Here is a 20819-nt window from a genome sequence, read left to right as displayed (position 1 = left end):
AGAGATCAACATGCTCGATAAACAATCACCTGTACCTATTTATCATCAAATTGAAGAACAATTGAAACAACGTATTCAAACGGAAGAGTTTATGGCAGGTGATATGATCCCTTCCGAGCGGGAGTTAGCAGAAGCGTTTGAAGTAAGTAGAATGACGGTGCGCCAAGCAATCACTAATATGGTAAGTGAAGGAATATTGCACCGTAAAAAAGGAAAAGGAACCTTTGTCGCTGAGCACAAAATGGAGCGAAAACTTCAAGGACTTGTTGGTTTCACGGAAGAAATGCGAGAGCGTGGAATGAACCCTAGTTCAAAGGTGCTTTTTCTTGAAACGGTTTCTGCTAGTAAAGATATTGCTCAGAAGTTACAAATTGAAGCGAATGAGGAAGTATATGTGATGAAAAGGCTTCGATATGCTGATGAAGAACCTATTTCAATAGAACATTCTTTTCTACCTAAGTGTTTGGCTCCAAAATTCAATAAAGAAATTGCTAGCAGTTCTCTATATCACTATATGGAACAAGAGCAAGGATTGGAAATTGGGAAAGCGGAACAAGTTATCGAAGCAACAGTTGCTGATACAGAAGCATCGGAGTTATTAAATATCGAAGAAGGTTCACCGTTATTAGTAATAGAACGCGTTGCTTCCTTTGTGGATGGAACGCCATTTGAAGCGGTACGTTCATCTTATCGCGGTGATCGCTATAAGTTAATCAATGAAATTCATCGTGGATAAAAGAAAGAAGCTCCCAGCTAGTTGCATTGCTGGGAGCTTTCGTTATTTCGATACTTTTTGTAGTTTTTGAATCATTTTAAGTGATCGGCCTGTTCCGATTGCAACGGATTCTAACGGATTTGGTGCAAGATGTACAGGGACAAATATTTCGTTACTTAACCATTCTTGCATTCCTTTTAACAAGGAGCCACCTCCAGTTATGACGACACCGTTATCAACAATATCACCGCTTAATTCAGGAGGACAATCTTCTAATGTAGCGCGTACCGTTTCAAGTACATTCTCAAGTGTTTCACGAATTGCTGATTGGATTTCGGTTGATGTAATCGTAATCGTTTTAGGTAAACCAGTTACTAAATCACGACCACGTACCTCCATCGTTTCTTCTTCGTGATCAATTAAAGCATAGCCGATTTCCATTTTAATGGATTCTGCTGTTTTTTCACCGATGAGTACGTTGTAATGCTTGCGAACGAAATGAATAATTTCCTCGTCCATTTTGTCTCCACCATTTCGAATGGAGCGACAAGAAACTACGCCACCAAAGGAAATAATCGCAACTTCACTCGTGCCACCGCCAATGTCTAAAATAACATTGGATACAGGTTCACTTACTGGTAAGTCTGCACCAATAGCTGCTGCAACAGGTTCTTCGATTAAGTGAACGACTTTAGCGCCATAGCTTTTTACAGCGTTGTGAATGGCGCGGCGCTCTACCGTTGTTGACCCTGATGGAGTACAGATTACCACACTCGGCTTTCGCATGGAGCTGCCGAGCGTTTTACTCACTTTCTTGAGCATTTCTTTGAGCATTTGTGCTGTAATGTCGTAATCTGCAATGACTCCTTCTTTTAAGGGGCGAATGGGCACAACGTTTCGTGGTGTTTTACCAATCATTTGCTTAGCTTCATGACCGACAGCAAGGACTTCTTTCGTGTTAATGTCGATTGCAACGACAGAAGGCTCGTTTAAGACGACACCTTTATTTTTGGCATATATAAGAATATTCGCGGTACCTAAGTCGATACCGATTTCTGCTGATGTAAACATATTTGTACTTCCTCCACTAATTGTAGGTTCTAAATATAGTTATTCTACTGTGATGTGATATTTATGGGGGTGATAGAGATGGGAAATAAACCTATGCGCATTAGCGCAAGCATTAAAAAAAGTAGGAAGCTTAGGCTTCCTACTTTTTACAAGCCTATTACTTCTCAGCGCGTTCAAAGTATAGGTTTGCAAGAATGTGTCTCTTGTAGCTTTCTAATTTACGTCCTTCATAACGGCTCATGCCAAGCTTTTTAAGCTCGTTCACGTACCAACCTTTACTTCCGATATGCATACCTATCATCCTTTCATATATACCTCACAAGCTTGTGTAAGTGCATTAGTCATCGACTGCCATTGTATCATCTATTTTAGCCGAGGGGAAGGTATTTGTAAAATATTTTTCTGTTGCTATATCTTTTTTTTGGATTTACCTGTTAAGATGATGGAAGGGAGTGAAGAAAGTGACACAAGCTTATATATCGTATGGAACGTTACTGCAAAGAATTGAATTGTTAAATACACAATATGAAATAAATGAAGAATATTTCGCTACGATTGTCGATCAGTTGTTAGCGAGTGATTTATCAGCAAATGAAGTTGTGATGGAAGGGTTTCGACAAATGTTAGAGCAAGTTAATCGAGAAATGGCGAAAATGGAAAGCTTCATGGACGTTAAACCTACTTGCTTTATGGGGTGTGCGTATTGTTGCTATTTTCCTATTATTATAACGGAGATGGAAGCCAAATCTATGATGAGCATTATGAGTACGTGGCCGGAGCAGCGACAACAACGGGTAAAAAGCCATCTACAACAATACTTTAAAACATATGCAAAAGAAGTAGAGAAAGTGACATCCATTGATCGAGAGAATGATCCAGATTTCAAACAAAAATATATTGCGCACCAAGTGCCTTGTCCGTTTTTAGACACACATACGAATCAGTGTATTGCATATGAAGTTAGGCCAATTCCGTGTCGTACGTATGTCAATTACGTTGATCCACAAGTTTGTGCTCATACACATATGCCAAAAGAAACGATTAGCTATGAATTTCTGTATGAATTTTATATGGGAGGGTTAAATGAAATTTTACAAGAGTTATATGAGGGTGGAGAAGAAATGTATGTAGATTATCCGTCTGATGTATGGAACTATAATTACTTAGCTAATTGGTTAAAGGATTGGGGGAAGGCATAGCGCATAAGGAGGGGAGTAGGATGAAAGAGGCATATAAGATTATTTCCATGCAGATTGGTGAGCCTAAGGCAGTGATTCGCCATGGAGAAGAGCAATGGACGAGTTTCTTAAAGACGCCTACAAAGCAAACTGTTTTTCTAACGTCTCAAGGTTTAGTTGGTGATGGGCAAGCAGTTACGAAGCATCATGGTGGTGCCGAGAAAGCTGTTTGTGTTTATCCGTTTAAGCATTATGCCTATTGGGAGAAGCAAGTAGGCAAAGAAATGCATATTCCAGCATTCGGAGAAAATGTAACAGTGGATACGCTTGATGAGGAAACGGTTTTTATCGGTGATGTGTTTCAATGGGGAGAAGCTATCGTACAAGTTAACCAGCCTCGTAAACCGTGCGCGCGTATTTCCTTTGTGCACAATGTGAAAGACTTAATGAAACAAGTCGTGCAATCTGGTTTTACAGGTTATTACATGCGGGTATTGCAAGAGGGACATGTTTCTATGCACGACACAATGAAACGAATCAGGAGCAATAAGAGCATTTCGGTTGCAGAGATCAATCGATTGTTATATAAAAATCGAAAAGATAAAGCTGCGTTGAAACAGGCTATAAAAACTGAAGGGTTAGCTGAGGATTTGCGCAACAGCTTAGCATCCTTCGCATAAGTGGCAATTTATCAGCGATATTCAATTAATTCTTTTGGAGGCCCCCAGTATGTATTTAGTAACTGGGGGTGTGTTTAGTTATACAATACCTATTAGTTTCAATCCGATGAAGACGAATATCCAACTATCCATTCGGTCCATAACACCACCGTGACCTGGTAGAATCTTGCCAGAGTCTTTTACACCGTAGTGACGTTTTAATCCTGATTCGACTAGATCACCAATTTGTGCGGCAATGGATACAAGTAATGTGATGGAGATGGCTTCAAGATAGTTTTCGTAGGCGTTTAATGATAGTTGTAAGAGCAAAGCTATAGCAATTGCGGTCATCATACCACCTAGAGAGCCTTCAATTGTTTTATTAGGGCTAATGGTTTTGGCTAGCTTTCGTTTGCCAAACTTCTTGCCAATAAAGTAAGCGCCAGAATCTGTCGCCCATATTGTTAAAATGACAACAAAGGTCCATGCTAGTCCTTTTTCTATATGAGCTTCAGCCATGGAACTGAAGCCGAATCCGAAATATAACACGCCGATGAGAACTGTACCCGCTTTTTCGATGGAAAATCCTTTGTTAAATACAGTAGCGGTAATAAAAAATACAACCAGTGCAAGTAGGGAGCTAATTTGAAAATCAGCATTCTTCTCAAAAAGGAGCGGTGAGAATAGTAATATAACACCAATTGCGCCAACGAAGAATTTCGTACCGAATCGGCGGATGTTAATGATGGTAGAATACTCATAGAACACCATTAAGGCTAAAATTAGGGAGAAGTAAGTAAAGACATCTCCACCAATATAGAAGGGAATTAAAAATATAATGGCCATCACAATTCCCATTAATATACGTTGCTTCATTTGTACACATCCTTAATTAAATGAATCTTACATGTCATCGTTTTGTAATATATGTTAGGCTATGATAATCATAATGCACACAGAGGTGTAATTTCAATTTTAAATCCATTTTTTTGTGAGAATATTCGAAAGGTTAATCGTAACATACTGAGGTGAAGGTGTAACTATATGGAGAAGAAAAGGTGGTTAGCAGAATGAATTATTTATATTATGCCATGGAATTAGCTGTTGAAAATGTGCAGCAAGGTGGAAGTCCATTTGGTGCTGTATTGGTTCTTGAGGGAGAAGTGATTTCCACTGGAGTGAATTTGCATCATCGATGTTATGATGTGACGACGCATGCAGAAATAGAGGCTGTTAGGAAGGCGCAGCACAAGTTGCAAACCGATGATTTAAGTGCATGTACGATGTATGCCAGTGGTATGCCTTGTCCCATGTGTTTAGCGGCTATGTATTTCGTTGGAATTCGGAATGTGTACTATGCTCAAACACTAGAAGAAGCAGAAACAGTAGGATTAGGTACGTCTAAACAAATATACTCCGATTTAGCAAAAGAAAGTGCGCAATGGCACATCCATATGGTGCACGTACCAACTAGTCATCCAGAAGATCCGATGAAGCTGTTTCAACAAATGAAAGGGGAATAGAGGATGGATTTTTCTTTCCGAATGGCAGAAGAACGTATTAAAGAAGCGGAGCGAAATGGGGAATTTGATAACTTACCTGGCAAAGGGAAACCGTTAGATTTATCCAAAATGAATGCGGTTCCTGAAGATTTACGGATGAGCTATACTATACTGAAAAATGCTAATATGTTGCCGGAAGAAATGCAAATAAAGAAGGAATTGGCGACTATAGAAGAACTAATAGCACAATGCACAGATGATGAATTGCTTAAAAATTATCGGAAAGAATGGAATGAGAAAACAATTCGGTTTCAATCTTTAATGGAAAAACGCAAGCTGTCGCACTCTTCGGCTTATCGTCAATATCGAACTTCTATTCATAGACGAATGGGATAGTGAAAGTGGATAAAGTAAAGAAAGCCAGTGCATGCGTATGCACTGGCTTTCTTCTAAGCTACAATCATTTTTGATGAAATTTAACATCTTAACGTTTTATCTTAATACCCATGAAGGCATCATTTCTGTTAAAGATTGTACAGGCCATAGATTATCATGTGTTTGGGGTGATACATCAGCTGTAAGCCATATGGCGTGCATACCAAGTTGTAATGCTGGTGCAACCTCATTCATGAAATTATCACCTACAGAAACAACTTTTTCTGGATTGGCATTATATTTGTTCATTAGTTCAGTATAGTGTTGTTTCGTGTGATTAGGCTTGACCGCAGAGGGAATAATGGTGTCGAACATGTTAGCAAGACCTAAGCGTTGTAGCAGTCGAACCGTATCTTGTTCATCACTATTGGTCATAAGTACGAGTTTTTTCTTTGTTTTTAGAAAGTGTAAATAAGTGATTAAACCTGGTGTTTTGGTTAACCAGCCTTCCTGCTTCGCCATATCTTCTTTTGTTTCATTATAGACTTCATGGCACTGTTTCATCGTTAGTCCGTGATGAAGAGCAATTACGTAAGAAGGCCACCAACCGTCTCCAATCGATACCCATTTATCTAAATCAAATTTTTGAGCGGGAAACTGTTGCTCTGTATGCTTATATAATATAGTACCATCCCAAGCTTGTGGGTGAGAAAGCTGTTCCGTGAATGGATTCCACGTCCAAAGCGTGTCATCATGTACGTTGTATACTTTGCCTACTGTAACAGGATGTTGTCCTTTTTTCATCAGCTCATAATCCTTTGAAAAGGCATCTTGAACGTTTTTCGGTAGTTCTGTTTGTAGTTTGGTGGCAAATAAATCGAAATGAGCTGTATCTTCATATAATGTACCATCTAGGTCAAAGATGATAAGGTTAGCTTGATTCAGGACATCTATTATTGTATTCATGATATGCACTCCTTTAGTCGCAAAGCGTTTCTTTTATTATCAAGAAAAGAACCTGGACATTCAAGTAATAAGTGATACAAGCTATAGAAAGCACTAGTTAGACGCTTATGATGAGAGTACTTATGTAATGTTTAACATAGTGGCGCGACACGTATAGAATTCCTTAATTAAATACGCATAAAAAAATGAAACCACCCTTGTTATTGTAGGGTGGTTTGGAACATGGATTAGCAGCTTACACAGTAGTGAAGGTTAGCTTCAAAAGCACCTGTACAGAAGTTTGCTGGATCTGGACCAGTACAAGTGTAAGTGATACTTGTTAAGTCGTTAACGGCAATGGCTACAGAAGATTGTGGAGGAATTGTGTATGCAATATCGTCTCCATTTACATCTGTAACAAGTAAGTTAATCGTACAGTCAGCACTAGAGTTAGAAACGGTAAATAGGCCATCTACTGCCGGAATGCTACCAGAGAAGAAAATGGTACCTTCAGTAACACCATCACATAGATTTCGAAGTGGTTGACATAAGTTTACTTTAATTAATTCTGCGCCATCACCAGCTCCATTAAGTGTAGATCCGGATCCGATACATGGAGGACAACATACTGTGTTACAACTTGACATACTTATCAAACTCCTTTTTAAAATTTTTTATCAAACTTACATGAGCATTGTATGCTGAAGTGTTGTTTATGAATGGGCAAAAGTCTGATTATGGAGTGTTTTTATAAAAAAAGGTATTTGCATGAATGGCAATCGTTTAGGAAGAGCAATATCTGAATCATATCTGTTTATATACCATCATACACTAGAACTAACGTCGAGTTAGAAGAGGTGAGTGTGCATTGAAAGCGGCTAATCGTATGAAAAAAACAAAGGAATGTATAGATGCTCAGAAGGTGTATGATTGGGTTGTGAAAGAAGAAAGCGATAAGCTAGTTGGGGTAGATGGTTGGAAATTCATGAAATGGGACCATGACCCTTGTGCCAATGATACAGGGCCTTTTTTTGATGTAGAGTGTTGTATAAGTACGGGGGAACGAACGAATTCGAAATGTTTTGAGGATCCTAAATCTCCAAGACAAGATGTTTATGTAACCATGCCTGATGGAAAGAAGCAAACATTGCAACTCGTTACCATTATAAAGAAAGTGGAAGTGGTTTTGTCATTTAAAAGGAAGAAGCCTGGATATGGCATTGAGCATTATTGTGCAACGAAAGTAATACAATTTCCACCTGAGCAACTTCTCTTATGTGCTCCTGAAGGAACCGATGTTGTATGTACCATTTTACCTTCTTCTCAATGTTTTGCTTTTAATGAGAAGTGTGTAACAAATGAGGAAAAAGGATTTCAAATTGATTTGAAATTAGAAGTGTGTCAAAGTATTCAAGTACAAGCGAATGTTAAGATTGAAGTGGATGCAAAGCGGTGTGAGCCAAGAGAAATCCTACCTTTATCTGCTGCTTGTCACGACGGTATACAAGCAGAGGAATGTAAAGATGTATTCCCTAATCGTGAAGGGAAATGTGATGAGGAAAATGATGAGGATTGGTAGACAGTAAATACTACAGGAGTGGTTTGATTTGGCATATTCACGCTTTGAAATAGAGCAGTCAATCGAAGGGATTATTAAAGAATTAAATCGGATAAAAGGTGACATGCATTCTGTTAAAGCCCCTCAATCTAAGAAGAATGATGTATTTAGTTATTTTGTCTATTCTGTCATCTTTCCTTACAAGAGAAGGAATGAATTGATGGTGTTTGGTTCCTTTATTGTCATGAATAATGGTCCGAAAAAGATTACTAAGCCAATCATTGAGATGAATATTTCTCCTGTTGACAAAAGTACATTTGCTGGAAAAATTTATTCTGACCATCACGTGGATTACGAGTTTACCCCTAATCTTTCGGAAGCATGGTGTCACGTTGATGATGATAATAAAATACTTGCTTATGAAACAGGACAATATAAGCTAAGACCTCTTTTACATGATCAATTAGGAGCGGGAGATAAGTTGGCGTTTTCAAACTTTCAATTATCGGTTCATTTAGATGATAAAATCGATTGTGTGAAAGTAGAAGGAGGAATATATTATGACGAAAATCCAAGCAGGTTCCCTAGTTTAAATAATATATATATAAACCTATAGAAAAAAGGTAGAGAGTGCATCTCTACCTTTTTTCTAGTCTATGCAGGTTGTTAGCACTCTAATTGAATACGAACTTCAAACTTAAAGTATCGGCTACCAAAATGAATTGGTTGAGCTTCCTCGCTCGACGTTTGTTAATATGTGAGAAGCGTACTGTTTCATACAAGTAGAACTTCCTCAATCACATAATAGTGAAGATGCTCTAAAAAGGTTTCTACTTTTTATTCAAGGAGAGTTTTTGATTTGACACACTGATAAATCAATGTCTTCTCTTGGTTCCAAAAGTGTACCAGCTAATTCAAACGTTTCTCTCTTAATCACGGTTATCTGTTGGCAGATACCTATTTGGACAATAATATTGATGCAGTTCTTCTTGCCGAATTCATGAGGAAACATATAAGCTCGACAAGTGAAATCAGTAGTTTTACATTTGATTCTTGTTCCATGGGGAGCGCATAATAACAATGTTTCTATTTCTGTGAAAGGTAGCGTGCATGTTGCATTTACTTTCTTCCTTTCATCTAATATATGGACCGTAATGAAGCCTTTCTTTAGAATATCCACTTCATTTAATTTTCTCACTTCTTTATGATCCACTATGGTTACTTCTTCACGGCAGTTAGGGTCCGTTACTTCTTCACAAATAATTGCATGGGGGTCTTCAATAGATAAAGGATTCCCTTTATGATCAGATAAGAAACAAACAATTCGTTCAGATTTTCCCTTTTCTTTACTTAAGTAATGCAATTGAATCTCAACAGTACCACTACAAAAAGTTTTTTCATCCGAATTAGAAAGGCATTTTAACTCAATGTGGGTTAAATCATCCATGGTAGCGCTAAAGGATTGTCCGCCAGTTAATGTGCTCAACACTTCTCCGTTTAATATAACTTCAATGACTTCATGGCAACTTTCGTCCACGGTTACCGCAAACGTGCCAATAGCTCGTTTCAACGTCTGTCCGTTCCATACGGTAGTTGGCTTTCCGTTACATTTAATATTAAATGGAAAACAAAGATTGCTATTAAACAAGTCTTTCTTTAACTCTATTGTTTCTTTTAACGTGATGTCTTTCCTTGCATGAACCCAATCAAATACTTTATTAACGGCAAGGCAATGATTGTTTTCAAGTTCGATGCTCATTTTCAACCTCCTTATATTCCTCCTCATTGCCTATCTTATGAAAGTGTTAGTTGCTTCATTCCTGCTTTAAACACTATTGTCTTTCCATAATTCCATTTGTTCTCTCATTAATGTCTAGCTACGATGTTGCTTTCTGCTTTTTCTCTTCTTCCATGACCTTCATGAAGTTACGTGTTTCGGCAACAACTACTCCAGATAGCCCTAGCAGCCCGATTAAGTTCGGAAAGGCCATTAATCCATTCATAATATCTGCAAATGCCCAGGCGACATCGAGCGCTTGAACACCACCGATAAAAACGAAAACGACAAAAACGATTCTATAAGCGAGAACGGCCCGTTGATTGGTCAAATAGCCAAAGCATCTTTCTCCATAATAAGACCAACCAATAATAGTAGAGAAAGCAAAGAAAATGAGACCAATTGTAACGACAGTAGAGCCGAGATCTCCCAAGAAAAAGCCGAATGATTGGGCCGTTAAATCCGAGTCAATAATGTCTTCTTTGTACATATTGCCCATTACAATAGTTAATCCCGTAATGGTACATACAAGAATCGTATCAATGAATACTTGAGTCATGGACACGAGCGCTTGTCTACCTGGATAATCGGTTCTTGCGGCAGCGGCAGCGATAGGAGCAGAACCAAGACCTGCTTCGTTCGAGAATACCCCACGGGCAACCCCCCAACGAATGACCGTACCGATAGCACCTCCTGCCACTGCATTTCCTGTAAATGCATCTGTGAAAATCATAGAAAAGGCGGGACCAACTGCATCAAGGTTGAGAATAATAATTATAATTCCAGCTGTAATGTAAAATAAAGCCATTATTGGCACGAAGAAAGAAGTGACGCGCCCAATGCTTTTAATACCTCCGATGATTACTAACCCAATCAGAATGACGAGAATCGAAGCAGTGGCAACTTTCGGAATGTTAAAAGCGGCTTGAACGGAGCTCGTAACGGCGTTGGATTGTACCATATTGCCAATACCGAAAGCAGCAAGAGCACCAAATAGTGCAAATAAAACCCCAAGCCATTTTGCTTTCAGACCTCTTTCTAAGTAATACATGGGGCCACCGGCAATATTGCCATTTTTATCTGTTGTTCTGTACTTTACGGCAAGTATTGCTTCGGCATATTTCGTTGCCATACCGAATAAAGCAGTTATCCACATCCAGAAAATTGCACCAGGGCCACCAGCGAGAACGGCTGATGCGACTCCGACAATATTTCCTGTTCCAATCGTTGCAGCAAGTGCCGTTGTTAAAGACTCATAATGGGAGATATCCCCTTTAGAATCCTTATCTTGTTTAGAAGGGCTAAATGCAAGCTTTAACGCGTAAGGTAGTGTTCTAAGTTGTAGAAACCCAAGACGAATCGTTAAATAAATACCAGTTCCAACGAGTAAAATCATGAGTGGAAGTCCCCAAATAACCCCACTAATTGATTGTAAAACGTTTAATAATTGTTCTTGCATCTTTTTCCCTCCACAGCATTTATTTTTTTGATATATATAAATATTCTGAAATATCCAATGAATTGTCAAGAGTTAATTAAGAAAGGGCAAAGAATGAAAGGGGAAGTTACTCGTTATCCAGCAAGAATTTTCTTTAGTAGCAGGGCATTTCTATTATGTGTTTCAGAAATATTTCTATATAATGGGGGTAAGGTGTTAAAAGGTAAGAATTGCGTATCTCGAGAATAACTTTCGTATAGGTACTATTTGCTGCTCGCTAATGGCAGAAGCTATAATCGAAAGAAGAACGTAGCCATGTGATCGAAGTCGATTCATCTGGAACTGGTCAACTAGCATTATGGAGAAGAGCTGCATGTGCAGACGAGAGCTCGGCTAGAAGAAGTGAATATTTCTTATACAGGTTAATGTTAATGTGGTGTAATTATTTACTAGAGGTCATAAAAAGAGTGAAATTAGGATAGGAGGAATTAGGATGAGAAAGAACAAATTAATGGCTGGTATAGCGATTGGGGCAGTTGTAGGAGCAGCGTTGTCCATGTTTGACAAGGAAACGCGCGAACAAGCGACATCGTGTTTAAAGAAAGCGAAGACACAAACACAAGTATATGTGAAACATCCATCTCAAGCTGCTCGCGATGCTCGAACGACATTTGAAAATACGGTACAAACTATTGATCGTACAACAACAGAAGCAATGTCTGTGTTAACGAAACTAGAAGGTTATCTTGGAGATACTGATTCACAACAAAATGGACAAGCTGATGAGCGGCTTTAGTGGATAGTGGAATAGGGTATGTTTAGTTGTTTATTGTTGAATGGAAAACCATTTTCTGAATAGTAGGTAGCTGGATTATGAGTTCAATTGGCATATTTCTTATTATTGTAGATTTTTCTTTTACGAGTTTCTTGGTGTTTCTGATTGGTCCTATCCCTATTTTAATAAATGAAACACTTAGTCTTAATTCTCCCATATATGGTCGTCTTGGGGGGTATCGTGTTGATGGTTTGGTTTTATCTATCCGGGATGATCATTATTATGGGGGATGGGGACAATGCTATGCTACGGGCGAGGAAATCGAGTGCATAAAGGAAGTTTGTAAAGGAAAGGATAGAGGGGAATCCATATAATAAGGAGGAACCTACAATGAGTAACAATAAACGTAATCAAAAGAATCAAAATGATAATAATCAAAAGAAACATAAATCAGATGCACCGAAGAATAAGACGAGTAGCTCTGCTAATAAGCAAAACGATTACCATTAATCGCATGTGCATAAACAAGGGGTTGTTCCATTATAGGAACAACCCCCTTGTTATGTTAAGCTTTTAATAAACGTAAACCATTTAGAATAACGAGTATAGTACTACCTTCATGACCGACAACACCTAATGGTAAACTTAAGACTTGTAAGAAGTTCGAAATGATCAATAGTGTAATAACACCGATGCTTAAGATAACATTTTGTTTAATAATGCGATTCATTTTTGCAGATAGCTTAATGGCATTCGCTATTTTAGGTAATTCATTTTTCATGAGTACGACGTCTGCCGTTTCTAATGCTACATCTGTACCTTCTCCCATCGCAACGCCGACGTTAGCTGTTGCAAGTGCGGGTGCATCATTGATACCATCTCCAACCATTCCTACATTGTCAAAGGATTTACGTAGAGTTTTTACTTGCTCGACTTTATCCTCTGGTAAGCATTCTGCAACATAATGGTCGATGCCGCATTCTTTTGCAATTGCTTTAGCGGTTGTTTCGTGGTCACCTGTTATCATCACGGTATAAATGCCTGCCTGACGTAAGGATTGTATCGCTTGTTTCGTTTCTTCACGTATGGTATCCTTCAATGCAATCAAACCTACGATGCCTTGCTCATCTGCGATAAAAGTTAACGTCTTTCCTTCTGCAGCTAATTGTTCGGATATTCCGTTTGCGAACGTCTTAGCTGCTTCTTTCCCAACAAAGTCTGCCTTTCCAATCTTCCATTGTTGTTGGTTTACTGATGCTGTTACACCACTACCTGCAACGTCAGTCATATGATGGACAGGAGTGCGTTTTGTACTACCTTGCTGTTCTGCGAAACGAACGATTGCTTGAGCGAGCGGATGATTGGATTCCCGTTCAATCGAAGAAATCATCGAAAGTGTTGTTTCTTTATTAACCCCTTCACGGAGATAAAAATCTGTTACAACAGGCTTCCCATTCGTTAAAGTACCGGTTTTATCAAAGGCAATCGCTTCTAGATGGGATAGGTTTTCTAAGTGAACCCCACCTTTAAATAGGATACCGTTTCGAGCACCGTTAGAAATAGCTGATAATGTTGCTGGCATGATTGATGCGACTAACGCACAAGGAGATGCTACGACGAGCAAAATCATCGCCCGATAGATAGTATCTTGCCAGCTCCAGCCAAAGGCAAAGTGTGGGACAAACATCATGAGTGCTACAACGAGTAAAACAATTTTCACATACGTACCTTCAAAGCGTTCGATAAATAGTTGCGAAGGTGATTTTTCACTTTGTGCAGACTGTACCATTTGAATAATTTTCTGAAATAGTGTTTCTTGTGATGATTTAGTAATCTCAACGGTAATACTTCCGCTCAAATTAACAGTACCAGCGAATACTTCTGCTTCTAAGTTCTTTGATACTGGTACAGATTCACCTGTAATCGCCGACTCATCTAAGGAAGTTGCTCCTTTAATAATTTTTCCATCTGATGGAACGCGCTCCCCGGCTTTTACGAGAATATGATCTCCAATCTCTAGTTGTGATACGTGTATAAGTTGTTCTTCACCATTCTCAATACGAAGGGCTTCCTCTGGTTGTAGGTCCATTAAAGATGATATTTCTCGTTGGCTTTTATTCATTGTGTACGTTTCTAATGCACCACTCATGGCAAAGATGAAGATTAAGATTGCACCTTCTGTCCAATAGCCAATCGCTGCGGAACCAATCGCTGCAAAAATCATTAACATTTCTACATTTAACGATTTGTCTTTAATGGTCTCTTCAATTCCTTCTTTTGCCTTTGCGAATCCACCAATTACAAATGCAGCAATATACAATGCAGCAGTAGTTGGCTCAGTTATAATACCTTCGCTTAACCAAGCAATAAGTATAAGAACCCCACTTAGTAAAGCTGCAATTAATTCTCCATGTTCTTGCATTTGTTTCATAATGGTTGGTTTATTATTCTGTTGGTTTTTATGTGTATTAGCTGTTTGCATCGAACTTACTTCTGTTGCCATTTTCTCAACTCCTCCTTTTTAATTGAGAATGAAAACCTTTTGCAATTGCGAGCATTACTATTATAGAAAGCCGTAATGAAAGGGTTTCTCATTGAAAATAATTCTTAATTATAATGATTATAAATTAGTATGTGTTATAATAATATCATGTCTGTATTTAAAGTCAAGTAATGAATGAGAATAAAAAAACTACCTACATTAAGATGTAGATAGTTTATGCATTTCTAACTTGGGTTGTTTCTTAATCATCATTGGCACAACGATGAGGAGAAGCATACCGGTTATAACGTGAAAAAAAGATGCGTTCGGAAATTGTTCGATATACAGACCACCGATATAAGGTCCGATGATGCTACCAATGCTGAACGTAATCCCGCACATGATGTTGCCTGCAGGGAGCAAGTGTTTCGGCAAAATATCTGTCATATACGAGATGCCAAGGGAATAAATCGATCCGACGCATAGACCTGCTAACGTGAATAATAGGAGGAGCGCTACTAAAGAATGCTCAAATAGTGACGCTAAGAAAAAGCAAATGATTCCTAAGAAAATTACGGTTACAAGGACTTTTTTTCTCCCGATTCTATCACTTAACATACCTAGTGGTAATTGGGAAATTAAGCTTCCGGCAGCAAAGGTTGGAATAAGAAATGATAACGTATTCACATCGTATCCAATCCGCATACCATACACAGGAAAGCTACTATGAAGACTTGCTTCTAGAAAGCCGAATCCAAATGGCGGTAAGAAAGCGACCCAGGCATATTTCCATGCCGAAGCAAATCGTTTCATCGAGCTTGAAGTTGGTGAATATGTTTCTTCCTCTTCTGGTATTTCGTTCCGAATGAAGAACATGAAAGACCATACAATCAAGCTTAATATAGAAGCGACGAGAAAAGGCAAAGCTTGGTGAACCTCAAGTAATCTCGTCATTAACGGACCAAGTGTAAATCCTAATCCGAAAGACATTCCATAAATAGCAATGTTACGGCCACGCTTATGTATTGGAGAGGATGCAGTGATCCATGTTTGCGTGCTGAAATGAAGCATATGGTCACCGATACCAACAAACATACGAAGCATGAACCAAAGTCCTAACGATTGCCAAAAAGGAAAGAGGGAAAGAGAGAAAATCACCAATAGACCCCCGATTAATATAAGGGGTTTATACCCGAATTTACGTAGTGGTTTTTCCATAAAGGGAGAAGTAATGAGAACACCTATATAAAGGCTAGTCGCATGCAAACCGTTTACAGAAGAAGCCACGCCGATTTGTTCTAGTATGATGGCAATAAGGGGGAGTAACATCCCTTGTGTAAATCCAGATATAGAAACGAGTGAAATTAATACGATCAAGCGAAAGTTCTTCCGTTCCATAAGCATCATCCTATTCTCTAGTATCCAATAACATGCTACTAATTTAGAAAAGAAATAGCAATGAATACTTTTTTATTGTAAGGGTATATAACCATTATACGGTACAATGATAGAGAAAGGAGTGGGGACAAATGACACAGCTAACGTATTATCTTAAACATGAAGGAATGCGAACAGAAACAAATTATGGACAACTGAATATTTCAGCGGACGAAGCATATGGATTTCGCCCGTATCAATTGATGGTTTCTTCTATTGCGGGATGTAGCTTATCTGTATTTCGTAAAATCTTAGATAAACAACGTGTCGCCTATGAAGATGTAATCGTAACCGCGAATGTGACAAGAAATGAAGAGGAAGCGAATCGAATAGAGAAAGTGCATTTACATTTCGTTGTGAAAGGGCGTTATCTGAAAGAAGACAAACTACACAAAAGTTTACAAACATCTCAAAAGCATTGTTCAATGGTTCAATCAGTTAAGAATAGTATTGAAATCGAAGAAACGCTTGAGTGCATCCCATTGAGTTTATAAGCACTTTTTATACCCTAACACCAAGGTCTGTGTTAGGGCGTTTTTTTGTCATTATATTTCAGCAAAATGTTCTTTTCTTAGCGGTCAAAATGTAGGAGAATGGACAAGTGAATGTTATTTTACAACAATAGTAAGGGTAAGGAAGGGGAAAATGTTTTGAAGGATTTTATAATACGGGCTATATTTTTCTTGTTCGGATTAATTATATTAACGTTCGGTGTATCTTTAACTATTGTAGCAGATTTAGGAGCTGGTGCATGGGATGCCGTGAATGTTGGTTTGAAAAATAAAATTGGATTTACTGTTGGAACGTGGGTCATTGTTATAGGTACAATCCTCATTATAACGAATGCTCTATTGGCTAAAGAAAAACTAGAGATATTTGCTTTTGTGACGATTTTTATCATTGGCGGATTTGTCGATTTTTGGATAGAAATCGTAATGGATAGTTGGGAACTTACGGCACTTGTAACGAGAATTCCATTGCTAGCCATAGGTATCGTTTCTATAGCAATGGGTGTTGCCTTGTATATCCAACCTAAGCTACCGTTAAATCCTATTGATAACTTCATGGTTTCGATGCAGAAACGATTTGATCAATTAGATTTAAAGAAATCAAAGACATTAACAGAATCTTTAGCATTTGTTATCGCTCTTGTGTTAGGTGGACCTATTGGAATTGGCACCATTATCATCCTCTTATTTATTGGACCGGCGATTCAATACTTTGATCCAAAAGCACATAAATTATTTTCTGCAATTATTCCGAAGAGTTAAGAATAAATCTTAGCTCTTTTTTTGTGTTAAAGTGCAACAGTTGAACTAAAATAATCCAATATCGCATGTTGTGTATAAGCTACACATCCTCTGAAGAAAATAAGCAAAAAAGGAAGGACTGTACGCATGAAAACAATTGCAAAAATTGCATTTATTACCGTTTTTGTCGCAAGTACTATTCCGGGTATATCCTATGCAGAGCAAGAGAAAAAGCCAAAAGATGAGAGTGCTATTCCGAGTCATGTGCTTAACATTTCTAAGGAGAATACGTACCCTAACTCTACTCAAGATCAAATGACCTTAAAGCCGAGTGAGTTAACACAAGAACTGTTAGAGGGTTCAGAAGAAGAAATAAACAATCCGAGACTCATGAAAATGTTAAATGAAACAACACTGAATCCATCTCCAATCGCTATTGGTTATCGTGGTATGATTTATATGGGACATTGGCCGTTGAATTACGAAACGAAAGAAACGAGTGTAAACTGGCAATATCAAAAAATTAATGAAAATCGCTTGAATAATCAAGGTGGAGATGAATCCAAGAAACTTACGTACAAACAAGAGGACGAAAAGCACATTAAAGGTGGACTAACGACGAAAATATCAGACGCACAAGATATCAAAAAAATGATGCTACTGAAAGCTCAAGAAAATACAGACTTACCTTTAGCTTTTCATACTGTTGTTGGTAAAGATACGAAAAAGGATAATTCCTATGGTATCCCCCCGAAGAAAATAGGTACGCTACAAGCTTATGCCCCTGCAGTGAATGAAAAAGGCATGGTTACTTTCGGAGAAGTATACATGCAATTAAAAGGGTCAAGCAAAAAGGTTGTTGTGAAGAATGTGACGAAGCAAGGAATAGGAGCATGGATTCCGATTCAAGATCATGTATCTTACTCCTTCAAAGTACAGTAAAACACGAGGATGGCCGCTATGATTTGGTCATCCTCTCATTTGCACTATGATGTGGAAAATCTATGTGTTGTAGAGACATTTGGATTTGCTCTTCATACAATCGATTGGCGATAATATGTCTTGTTTTAATAGAAGCTGTCCAATAACCTATATCATCTGTTAGTCCAATGATTGTATATTCGTACCCTCTGTGTTCATTGTTTAACGACGTCATCCCATACACTTGAAAGGGCTGAACAGGTCTATTCCAAGCGTCTTGTTTTAAATACGGTTCTAATTCTTCGTTTAACTGTCTACATATGTCTTCTAATAATGTAAGTACTCGTTGAGGATCTTCATAATAGCTAATTGTAATTTTCTCAATGACCCGCATATGATCAATGTTGTAATTGTGAATCGTGTTAACTAATCCATTGCTGATGGTAAGCAGTTTGCCACTCCACTCTCTTACTTTTAGAAAGCGTAGTCCAATATCTTCCACAGTCCCGAAATGCGTATTGTTAATTGCAACGAAATCTCCTTTATTGAGCTGATTTTCATACAGGAAGAAGACTCCAGCTAACAAATCACGGATAAGACTTTGAGCACCAAATCCAATTATAATTCCAAGGACTCCTGCCCCTGCAAGCATTTTAGTTATCGGAACATCAAATTCTAATAAAATAAAAATGATATATCCGAAGGTTGCTGTATAGTATATCAACGACCTTAACATTGCTTCCATTGTTTTCTCTTTTTTCTCATCGATGAAGCTTGTTCGTTTAAAGAAGGAACGAATGGAGCGTTGAATAAATTTCGTACCAATGTAAAAGAAAATGCCGGCAATGATAATCCGTACTAGTGTATTGGATAATAGTTTTGTTAGGAATGTCCACCAATCTGTTAAGAATATAAAGTCCATAGTGCCTCCTCATATAGTATTAATATGATTATTATAACATTTGTGGTGAAAGACGATACTAAACATAAATCAGGAATAGACATTTGACGCGATTTTTAATACGATTAAGAAGAGTATTTCCTATGAGATAAGAACGAATCTGTATTCTAAAGGAGCTTTATCATGACAAACGAAGGAAAAATAGAAGAACTTAAATTACGCCTTTCTGCTTTTATGACACGAATTGAAGAGTTAAATCCGGAACAAACGTCTGTTGAGGATGTGGATCAATTAATTGGTTTATTAGAAGAGTTAGAACAGAAAATGAATGAACGCTAAGGAGTCAGTTTGCGCTGGCCCTTTTTTGTTTAATAAAGATAGATAATGGAGAAAGGGTTGATTTATTTAATTATTTACTTTATCATGGTAAAACATTAGCGAAATAACAGACTAAAATACATAGGGGGAGTATTATGATCACGTGGGCAGTAGTTGTTTCGGTTCTTGTCATGACTGTATTGAGCTTATTGCGTGTCAATGTTGTAATGGCAATATTAGCTGCTGGAATTACAGGGGGGATAATGTCTGGTTTATCCTTAACTGACTCGGTTGACTTGCTAGTTAGTGGAATGGGAGGTCAGGCGAATACAGCGTTAAGCTATGTGTTGTTAGGAGCTTTCGCTGTGACAATTTCTTATTCTGGTATCACATCTATACTAGTAAATAAATTAATAACATTACTTAAAGGGAAACGAGTCATGTTGTTATTCGTTATAGCTGGAGTCGCCTCCTTATCACAAAATGTTGTTCCGGTTCATATTGCATTTATTCCTATTTTAATCCCACCGTTACTAACATTATTTGATGAAATGAAGATAGATAGGCGTGGTGTTGCAGCTGCGTTAACATTTGGTTTAAAAGCACCATATGTCATGTTTCCTGTTGGGTTTGGTTTGATTTTCCATGAAACGATTCAAGATGCAATGGTTGGCAATGGAGCGATCATTTCGCTGGGTGAAATTACAAAAGCGATGATTATACCTGGAATTGGTATGGTAGTGGGCTTGTTGATTGCTATACTCTTTACGTATCGTAAGCCGCGTGCATTAGATTTGGCAGAGGGAGAAAAGGAAGCGACATCTTATCTTCCTAAACAAGAAGCATTTCAGACGTCCCACATCTTCACATTAATTGCCATTGCGCTAGCATTAATGGTGCAGCTATGGACGAAAAATTTAATTATAGGTGCTTTAACAGGAATTGTCGCGATGTTTGCATTCCGTGTTGTACCGTTTCGCAAAGGGGATAAAGTGATGTCAGAAGGAATTACCATGATGGGGACAATTGCCTTCGTAATGTTAATTGCTTCTGGTTATGCTCATGTCATTCAGGAAACTGGGGCAGTAAATGCATTAGTTGAACAAACGTCGAGCCTATTAGGAAACAATCCATATGTTATTTCTTTTGTCCTTTTAGTGGTAGGCTTAATTATTACGATGGGAATCGGATCTTCATTCGGTACGATTCCGATTTTAGCTGCTCTGTACGTCCCAATTTGTATGGCGGCTGGCTTTTCACCAGTAGCAACTGCAACATTAATTGGAACGGCTGGTGCGTTAGGTGATGCCGGGTCACCTGCTTCTGATAGTACGTTAGGTCCAACGTCTGGTTTAAATGCTGATGGGAAGCATAATCACATTTGGGATACTTGTGTGCCAACCTTTTTGCACTATAATATTCCCCTTTTTCTATTTGGGTGGATAGCTGCTAACGTACTGTAATCATCATAAAACGGCTACATGCTTACCGCATGTAGCCGTTTTTTCTGCGTATAA

At 38.2% G+C, this 20819-nt stretch carries 23 protein-coding genes and 1 pseudogene; 14 read left to right on the top strand and 10 right to left on the bottom strand.

The annotated features are described in order from the left end of the window. The first annotated feature begins 10 nt into the window (after positions 1-10). A complete protein-coding gene (locus N784_RS03875) occupies positions 11-736 on the top strand; it encodes a GntR family transcriptional regulator (protein WP_036832524.1) in 726 nt (241 codons plus the stop codon). A 42-nt stretch (positions 737-778) separates the two neighbouring features. Here the strand turns inward: N784_RS03875 and mreBH are convergent, their stop codons facing one another. Together mreBH and N784_RS16180 are read right to left on the bottom strand one after the other, a co-directional pair. Next, positions 779-1786 (bottom strand): rod-share determining protein MreBH, encoded by a 1008-nt coding sequence (gene mreBH, locus N784_RS03870; protein WP_036832521.1) that lies wholly within the window; start codon positions 1784-1786, stop codon positions 779-781. Between the two features lie 157 nt (positions 1787-1943). Next, entirely contained in the window at positions 1944-2078 is a 135-nt protein-coding gene (locus N784_RS16180) for a YflJ family protein (RefSeq protein WP_084600119.1), read from the bottom strand. 169 nt (positions 2079-2247) lie between these two features. Between N784_RS16180 and N784_RS03865 the strand changes: the two genes are divergently transcribed. Together N784_RS03865 and N784_RS03860 are read left to right on the top strand one after the other, a co-directional pair. Next, complete coding sequence (locus tag N784_RS03865; RefSeq protein ID WP_036832518.1) at positions 2248-2985, top strand: YkgJ family cysteine cluster protein; 738 nt, start codon at positions 2248-2250, stop codon at positions 2983-2985. Positions 2986-3005: 20 nt separating this feature from the next. After that, positions 3006-3644 (top strand): MOSC domain-containing protein, encoded by a 639-nt coding sequence (locus tag N784_RS03860; RefSeq protein WP_036832515.1) that lies wholly within the window; start codon positions 3006-3008, stop codon positions 3642-3644. Between the two features lie 78 nt (positions 3645-3722). Here the strand turns inward: N784_RS03860 and N784_RS03855 are convergent, their stop codons facing one another. Continuing rightward, positions 3723-4499: a phosphatidate cytidylyltransferase gene (locus N784_RS03855; RefSeq protein WP_036832510.1), complete on the bottom strand. Its 777-nt coding sequence runs from the start codon at positions 4497-4499 to the stop codon at positions 3723-3725. A gap of 194 nt (positions 4500-4693) precedes the next feature. Between N784_RS03855 and N784_RS03850 the strand changes: the two genes are divergently transcribed. Continuing rightward, the gene (locus N784_RS03850) at positions 4694-5146 is read left to right on the top strand and encodes a nucleoside deaminase (RefSeq protein ID WP_036832507.1); all 453 of its coding nucleotides are present in this window, start codon (positions 4694-4696) and stop codon (positions 5144-5146) included. Between the two features lie 3 nt (positions 5147-5149). Next, the gene (locus N784_RS03845) at positions 5150-5521 is read left to right on the top strand and encodes a DnaJ family domain-containing protein (RefSeq protein WP_036832505.1); all 372 of its coding nucleotides are present in this window, start codon (positions 5150-5152) and stop codon (positions 5519-5521) included. Positions 5522-5617: 96 nt separating this feature from the next. Here the strand turns inward: N784_RS03845 and N784_RS03840 are convergent, their stop codons facing one another. Together N784_RS03840 and N784_RS03835 are read right to left on the bottom strand one after the other, a co-directional pair. After that, positions 5618-6466 (bottom strand): HAD family hydrolase, encoded by an 849-nt coding sequence (locus N784_RS03840; protein ID WP_052127115.1) that lies wholly within the window; start codon positions 6464-6466, stop codon positions 5618-5620. 227 nt (positions 6467-6693) lie between these two features. Continuing rightward, positions 6694-7092, bottom strand: a complete 399-nt coding sequence (locus N784_RS03835; protein WP_036832503.1) for an S-Ena type endospore appendage — start codon at positions 7090-7092, stop codon at positions 6694-6696. Between the two features lie 239 nt (positions 7093-7331). Here N784_RS03835 and N784_RS03830 point away from each other — a divergent pair, with 239 nt between their 5' ends. Both N784_RS03830 and N784_RS03825 read left to right on the top strand, forming a co-directional pair. Next, complete coding sequence (locus N784_RS03830; RefSeq protein ID WP_156965163.1) at positions 7332-8024, top strand: BMQ_0737 family morphogenetic spore coat protein; 693 nt, start codon at positions 7332-7334, stop codon at positions 8022-8024. Positions 8025-8052: 28 nt separating this feature from the next. Beyond that, positions 8053-8619, top strand: coding sequence for a hypothetical protein (locus N784_RS03825; RefSeq protein WP_036832499.1), 567 nt, complete (start codon positions 8053-8055; stop codon positions 8617-8619). Between the two features lie 225 nt (positions 8620-8844). On the opposite strand, the gene N784_RS03820 is transcribed toward N784_RS03825, so the two are convergent. Next, complete coding sequence (locus N784_RS03820; RefSeq protein WP_036832498.1) at positions 8845-9762, bottom strand: BMQ_0737 family morphogenetic spore coat protein; 918 nt, start codon at positions 9760-9762, stop codon at positions 8845-8847. Positions 9763-9880: 118 nt separating this feature from the next. Further along, positions 9881-11239: an alanine/glycine:cation symporter family protein gene (locus N784_RS03815; RefSeq protein WP_036832497.1), complete on the bottom strand. Its 1359-nt coding sequence runs from the start codon at positions 11237-11239 to the stop codon at positions 9881-9883. Between the two features lie 472 nt (positions 11240-11711). Between N784_RS03815 and N784_RS03810 the strand changes: the two genes are divergently transcribed. After that, positions 11712-12014, top strand: a complete 303-nt coding sequence (locus N784_RS03810; protein WP_036832496.1) for a YtxH domain-containing protein — start codon at positions 11712-11714, stop codon at positions 12012-12014. Positions 12015-12202: 188 nt separating this feature from the next. Continuing rightward, positions 12203-12326: pseudogene (locus N784_RS17225) on the top strand (ribonuclease); the annotation flags it as partial. A 232-nt stretch (positions 12327-12558) separates the two neighbouring features. Here the strand turns inward: N784_RS17225 and N784_RS03800 are convergent. Further along, on the bottom strand, positions 12559-14475 hold the full coding sequence (locus N784_RS03800; RefSeq protein WP_036832753.1) for a heavy metal translocating P-type ATPase: 1917 nt from the start codon (positions 14473-14475) through the stop codon (positions 12559-12561). A 219-nt stretch (positions 14476-14694) separates the two neighbouring features. After that, a complete protein-coding gene (locus tag N784_RS03795; protein WP_036832490.1) occupies positions 14695-15873 on the bottom strand; it encodes an MFS transporter in 1179 nt (392 codons plus the stop codon). Between the two features lie 131 nt (positions 15874-16004). On the opposite strand from N784_RS03795, the gene N784_RS03790 reads away from it, so the two are divergent. From N784_RS03790 to N784_RS03780, 3 genes are all read left to right on the top strand, one after another. Then, positions 16005-16406: an OsmC family protein gene (locus N784_RS03790; protein WP_036832487.1), complete on the top strand. Its 402-nt coding sequence runs from the start codon at positions 16005-16007 to the stop codon at positions 16404-16406. Positions 16407-16562: 156 nt separating this feature from the next. After that, entirely contained in the window at positions 16563-17183 is a 621-nt protein-coding gene (locus tag N784_RS03785; protein WP_036832750.1) for a YczE/YyaS/YitT family protein, read from the top strand. Between the two features lie 126 nt (positions 17184-17309). Next, a complete protein-coding gene (locus N784_RS03780; RefSeq protein ID WP_036832483.1) occupies positions 17310-18104 on the top strand; it encodes a YfkD famly protein in 795 nt (264 codons plus the stop codon). Between the two features lie 16 nt (positions 18105-18120). On the opposite strand, the gene N784_RS03775 is transcribed toward N784_RS03780, so the two are convergent. Continuing rightward, a complete protein-coding gene (locus N784_RS03775; protein WP_036832480.1) occupies positions 18121-19005 on the bottom strand; it encodes a mechanosensitive ion channel family protein in 885 nt (294 codons plus the stop codon). Between the two features lie 162 nt (positions 19006-19167). Between N784_RS03775 and N784_RS16780 the strand changes: the two genes are divergently transcribed. Together N784_RS16780 and N784_RS03770 are read left to right on the top strand one after the other, a co-directional pair. Beyond that, positions 19168-19323, top strand: coding sequence for an SE1561 family protein (locus N784_RS16780; protein WP_198134389.1), 156 nt, complete (start codon positions 19168-19170; stop codon positions 19321-19323). A 137-nt stretch (positions 19324-19460) separates the two neighbouring features. Beyond that, positions 19461-20765, top strand: a complete 1305-nt coding sequence (locus N784_RS03770; RefSeq protein ID WP_036832747.1) for a Na+/H+ antiporter family protein — start codon at positions 19461-19463, stop codon at positions 20763-20765. Positions 20766-20819 lie beyond the last annotated feature (54 nt).

Origin of the sequence: Pontibacillus litoralis JSM 072002, assembly GCF_000775615.1 — a bacterium.
GTDB lineage: Bacteria > Bacillota > Bacilli > Bacillales > BH030062 > Pontibacillus > Pontibacillus litoralis.
This window is presented reverse-complemented; position numbering and strand designations above follow the sequence as displayed.

Bases quoted from the DNA above. Each gene is read 5' to 3' on its own strand.
- N784_RS03875 (WP_036832524.1), top strand. From the start codon at position 11: ATGCTCGATAAACAATCACCTGTACCTATTTATCATCAAATTGAAGAA.
- mreBH (WP_036832521.1), bottom strand. From the start codon at position 1,786: ATGTTTACATCAGCAGAAATCGGTATCGACTTAGGTACCGCGAATATT.
- N784_RS16180 (WP_084600119.1), bottom strand. From the start codon at position 2,078: ATGCATATCGGAAGTAAAGGTTGGTACGTGAACGAGCTTAAAAAGCTT.
- N784_RS03860 (WP_036832515.1), top strand. From the start codon at position 3,006: ATGAAAGAGGCATATAAGATTATTTCCATGCAGATTGGTGAGCCTAAG.
- N784_RS03855 (WP_036832510.1), bottom strand. From the start codon at position 4,499: ATGAAGCAACGTATATTAATGGGAATTGTGATGGCCATTATATTTTTA.
- N784_RS03850 (WP_036832507.1), top strand. From the start codon at position 4,694: ATGAATTATTTATATTATGCCATGGAATTAGCTGTTGAAAATGTGCAG.
- N784_RS03845 (WP_036832505.1), top strand. From the start codon at position 5,150: ATGGATTTTTCTTTCCGAATGGCAGAAGAACGTATTAAAGAAGCGGAG.
- N784_RS03840 (WP_052127115.1), bottom strand. From the start codon at position 6,466: ATGAATACAATAATAGATGTCCTGAATCAAGCTAACCTTATCATCTTT.
- N784_RS03835 (WP_036832503.1), bottom strand. From the start codon at position 7,092: ATGTCAAGTTGTAACACAGTATGTTGTCCTCCATGTATCGGATCCGGA.
- N784_RS03830 (WP_156965163.1), top strand. From the start codon at position 7,332: ATGAAAAAAACAAAGGAATGTATAGATGCTCAGAAGGTGTATGATTGG.
- N784_RS03820 (WP_036832498.1), bottom strand. From the start codon at position 9,762: ATGAGCATCGAACTTGAAAACAATCATTGCCTTGCCGTTAATAAAGTA.
- N784_RS03815 (WP_036832497.1), bottom strand. From the start codon at position 11,239: ATGCAAGAACAATTATTAAACGTTTTACAATCAATTAGTGGGGTTATT.
- N784_RS03810 (WP_036832496.1), top strand. From the start codon at position 11,712: ATGAGAAAGAACAAATTAATGGCTGGTATAGCGATTGGGGCAGTTGTA.
- N784_RS03800 (WP_036832753.1), bottom strand. From the start codon at position 14,475: ATGCAAACAGCTAATACACATAAAAACCAACAGAATAATAAACCAACC.
- N784_RS03795 (WP_036832490.1), bottom strand. From the start codon at position 15,873: ATGGAACGGAAGAACTTTCGCTTGATCGTATTAATTTCACTCGTTTCT.
- N784_RS03790 (WP_036832487.1), top strand. From the start codon at position 16,005: ATGACACAGCTAACGTATTATCTTAAACATGAAGGAATGCGAACAGAA.
- N784_RS03780 (WP_036832483.1), top strand. From the start codon at position 17,310: ATGAAAACAATTGCAAAAATTGCATTTATTACCGTTTTTGTCGCAAGT.
- N784_RS03775 (WP_036832480.1), bottom strand. From the start codon at position 19,005: ATGGACTTTATATTCTTAACAGATTGGTGGACATTCCTAACAAAACTA.
- N784_RS16780 (WP_198134389.1), top strand. From the start codon at position 19,168: ATGACAAACGAAGGAAAAATAGAAGAACTTAAATTACGCCTTTCTGCT.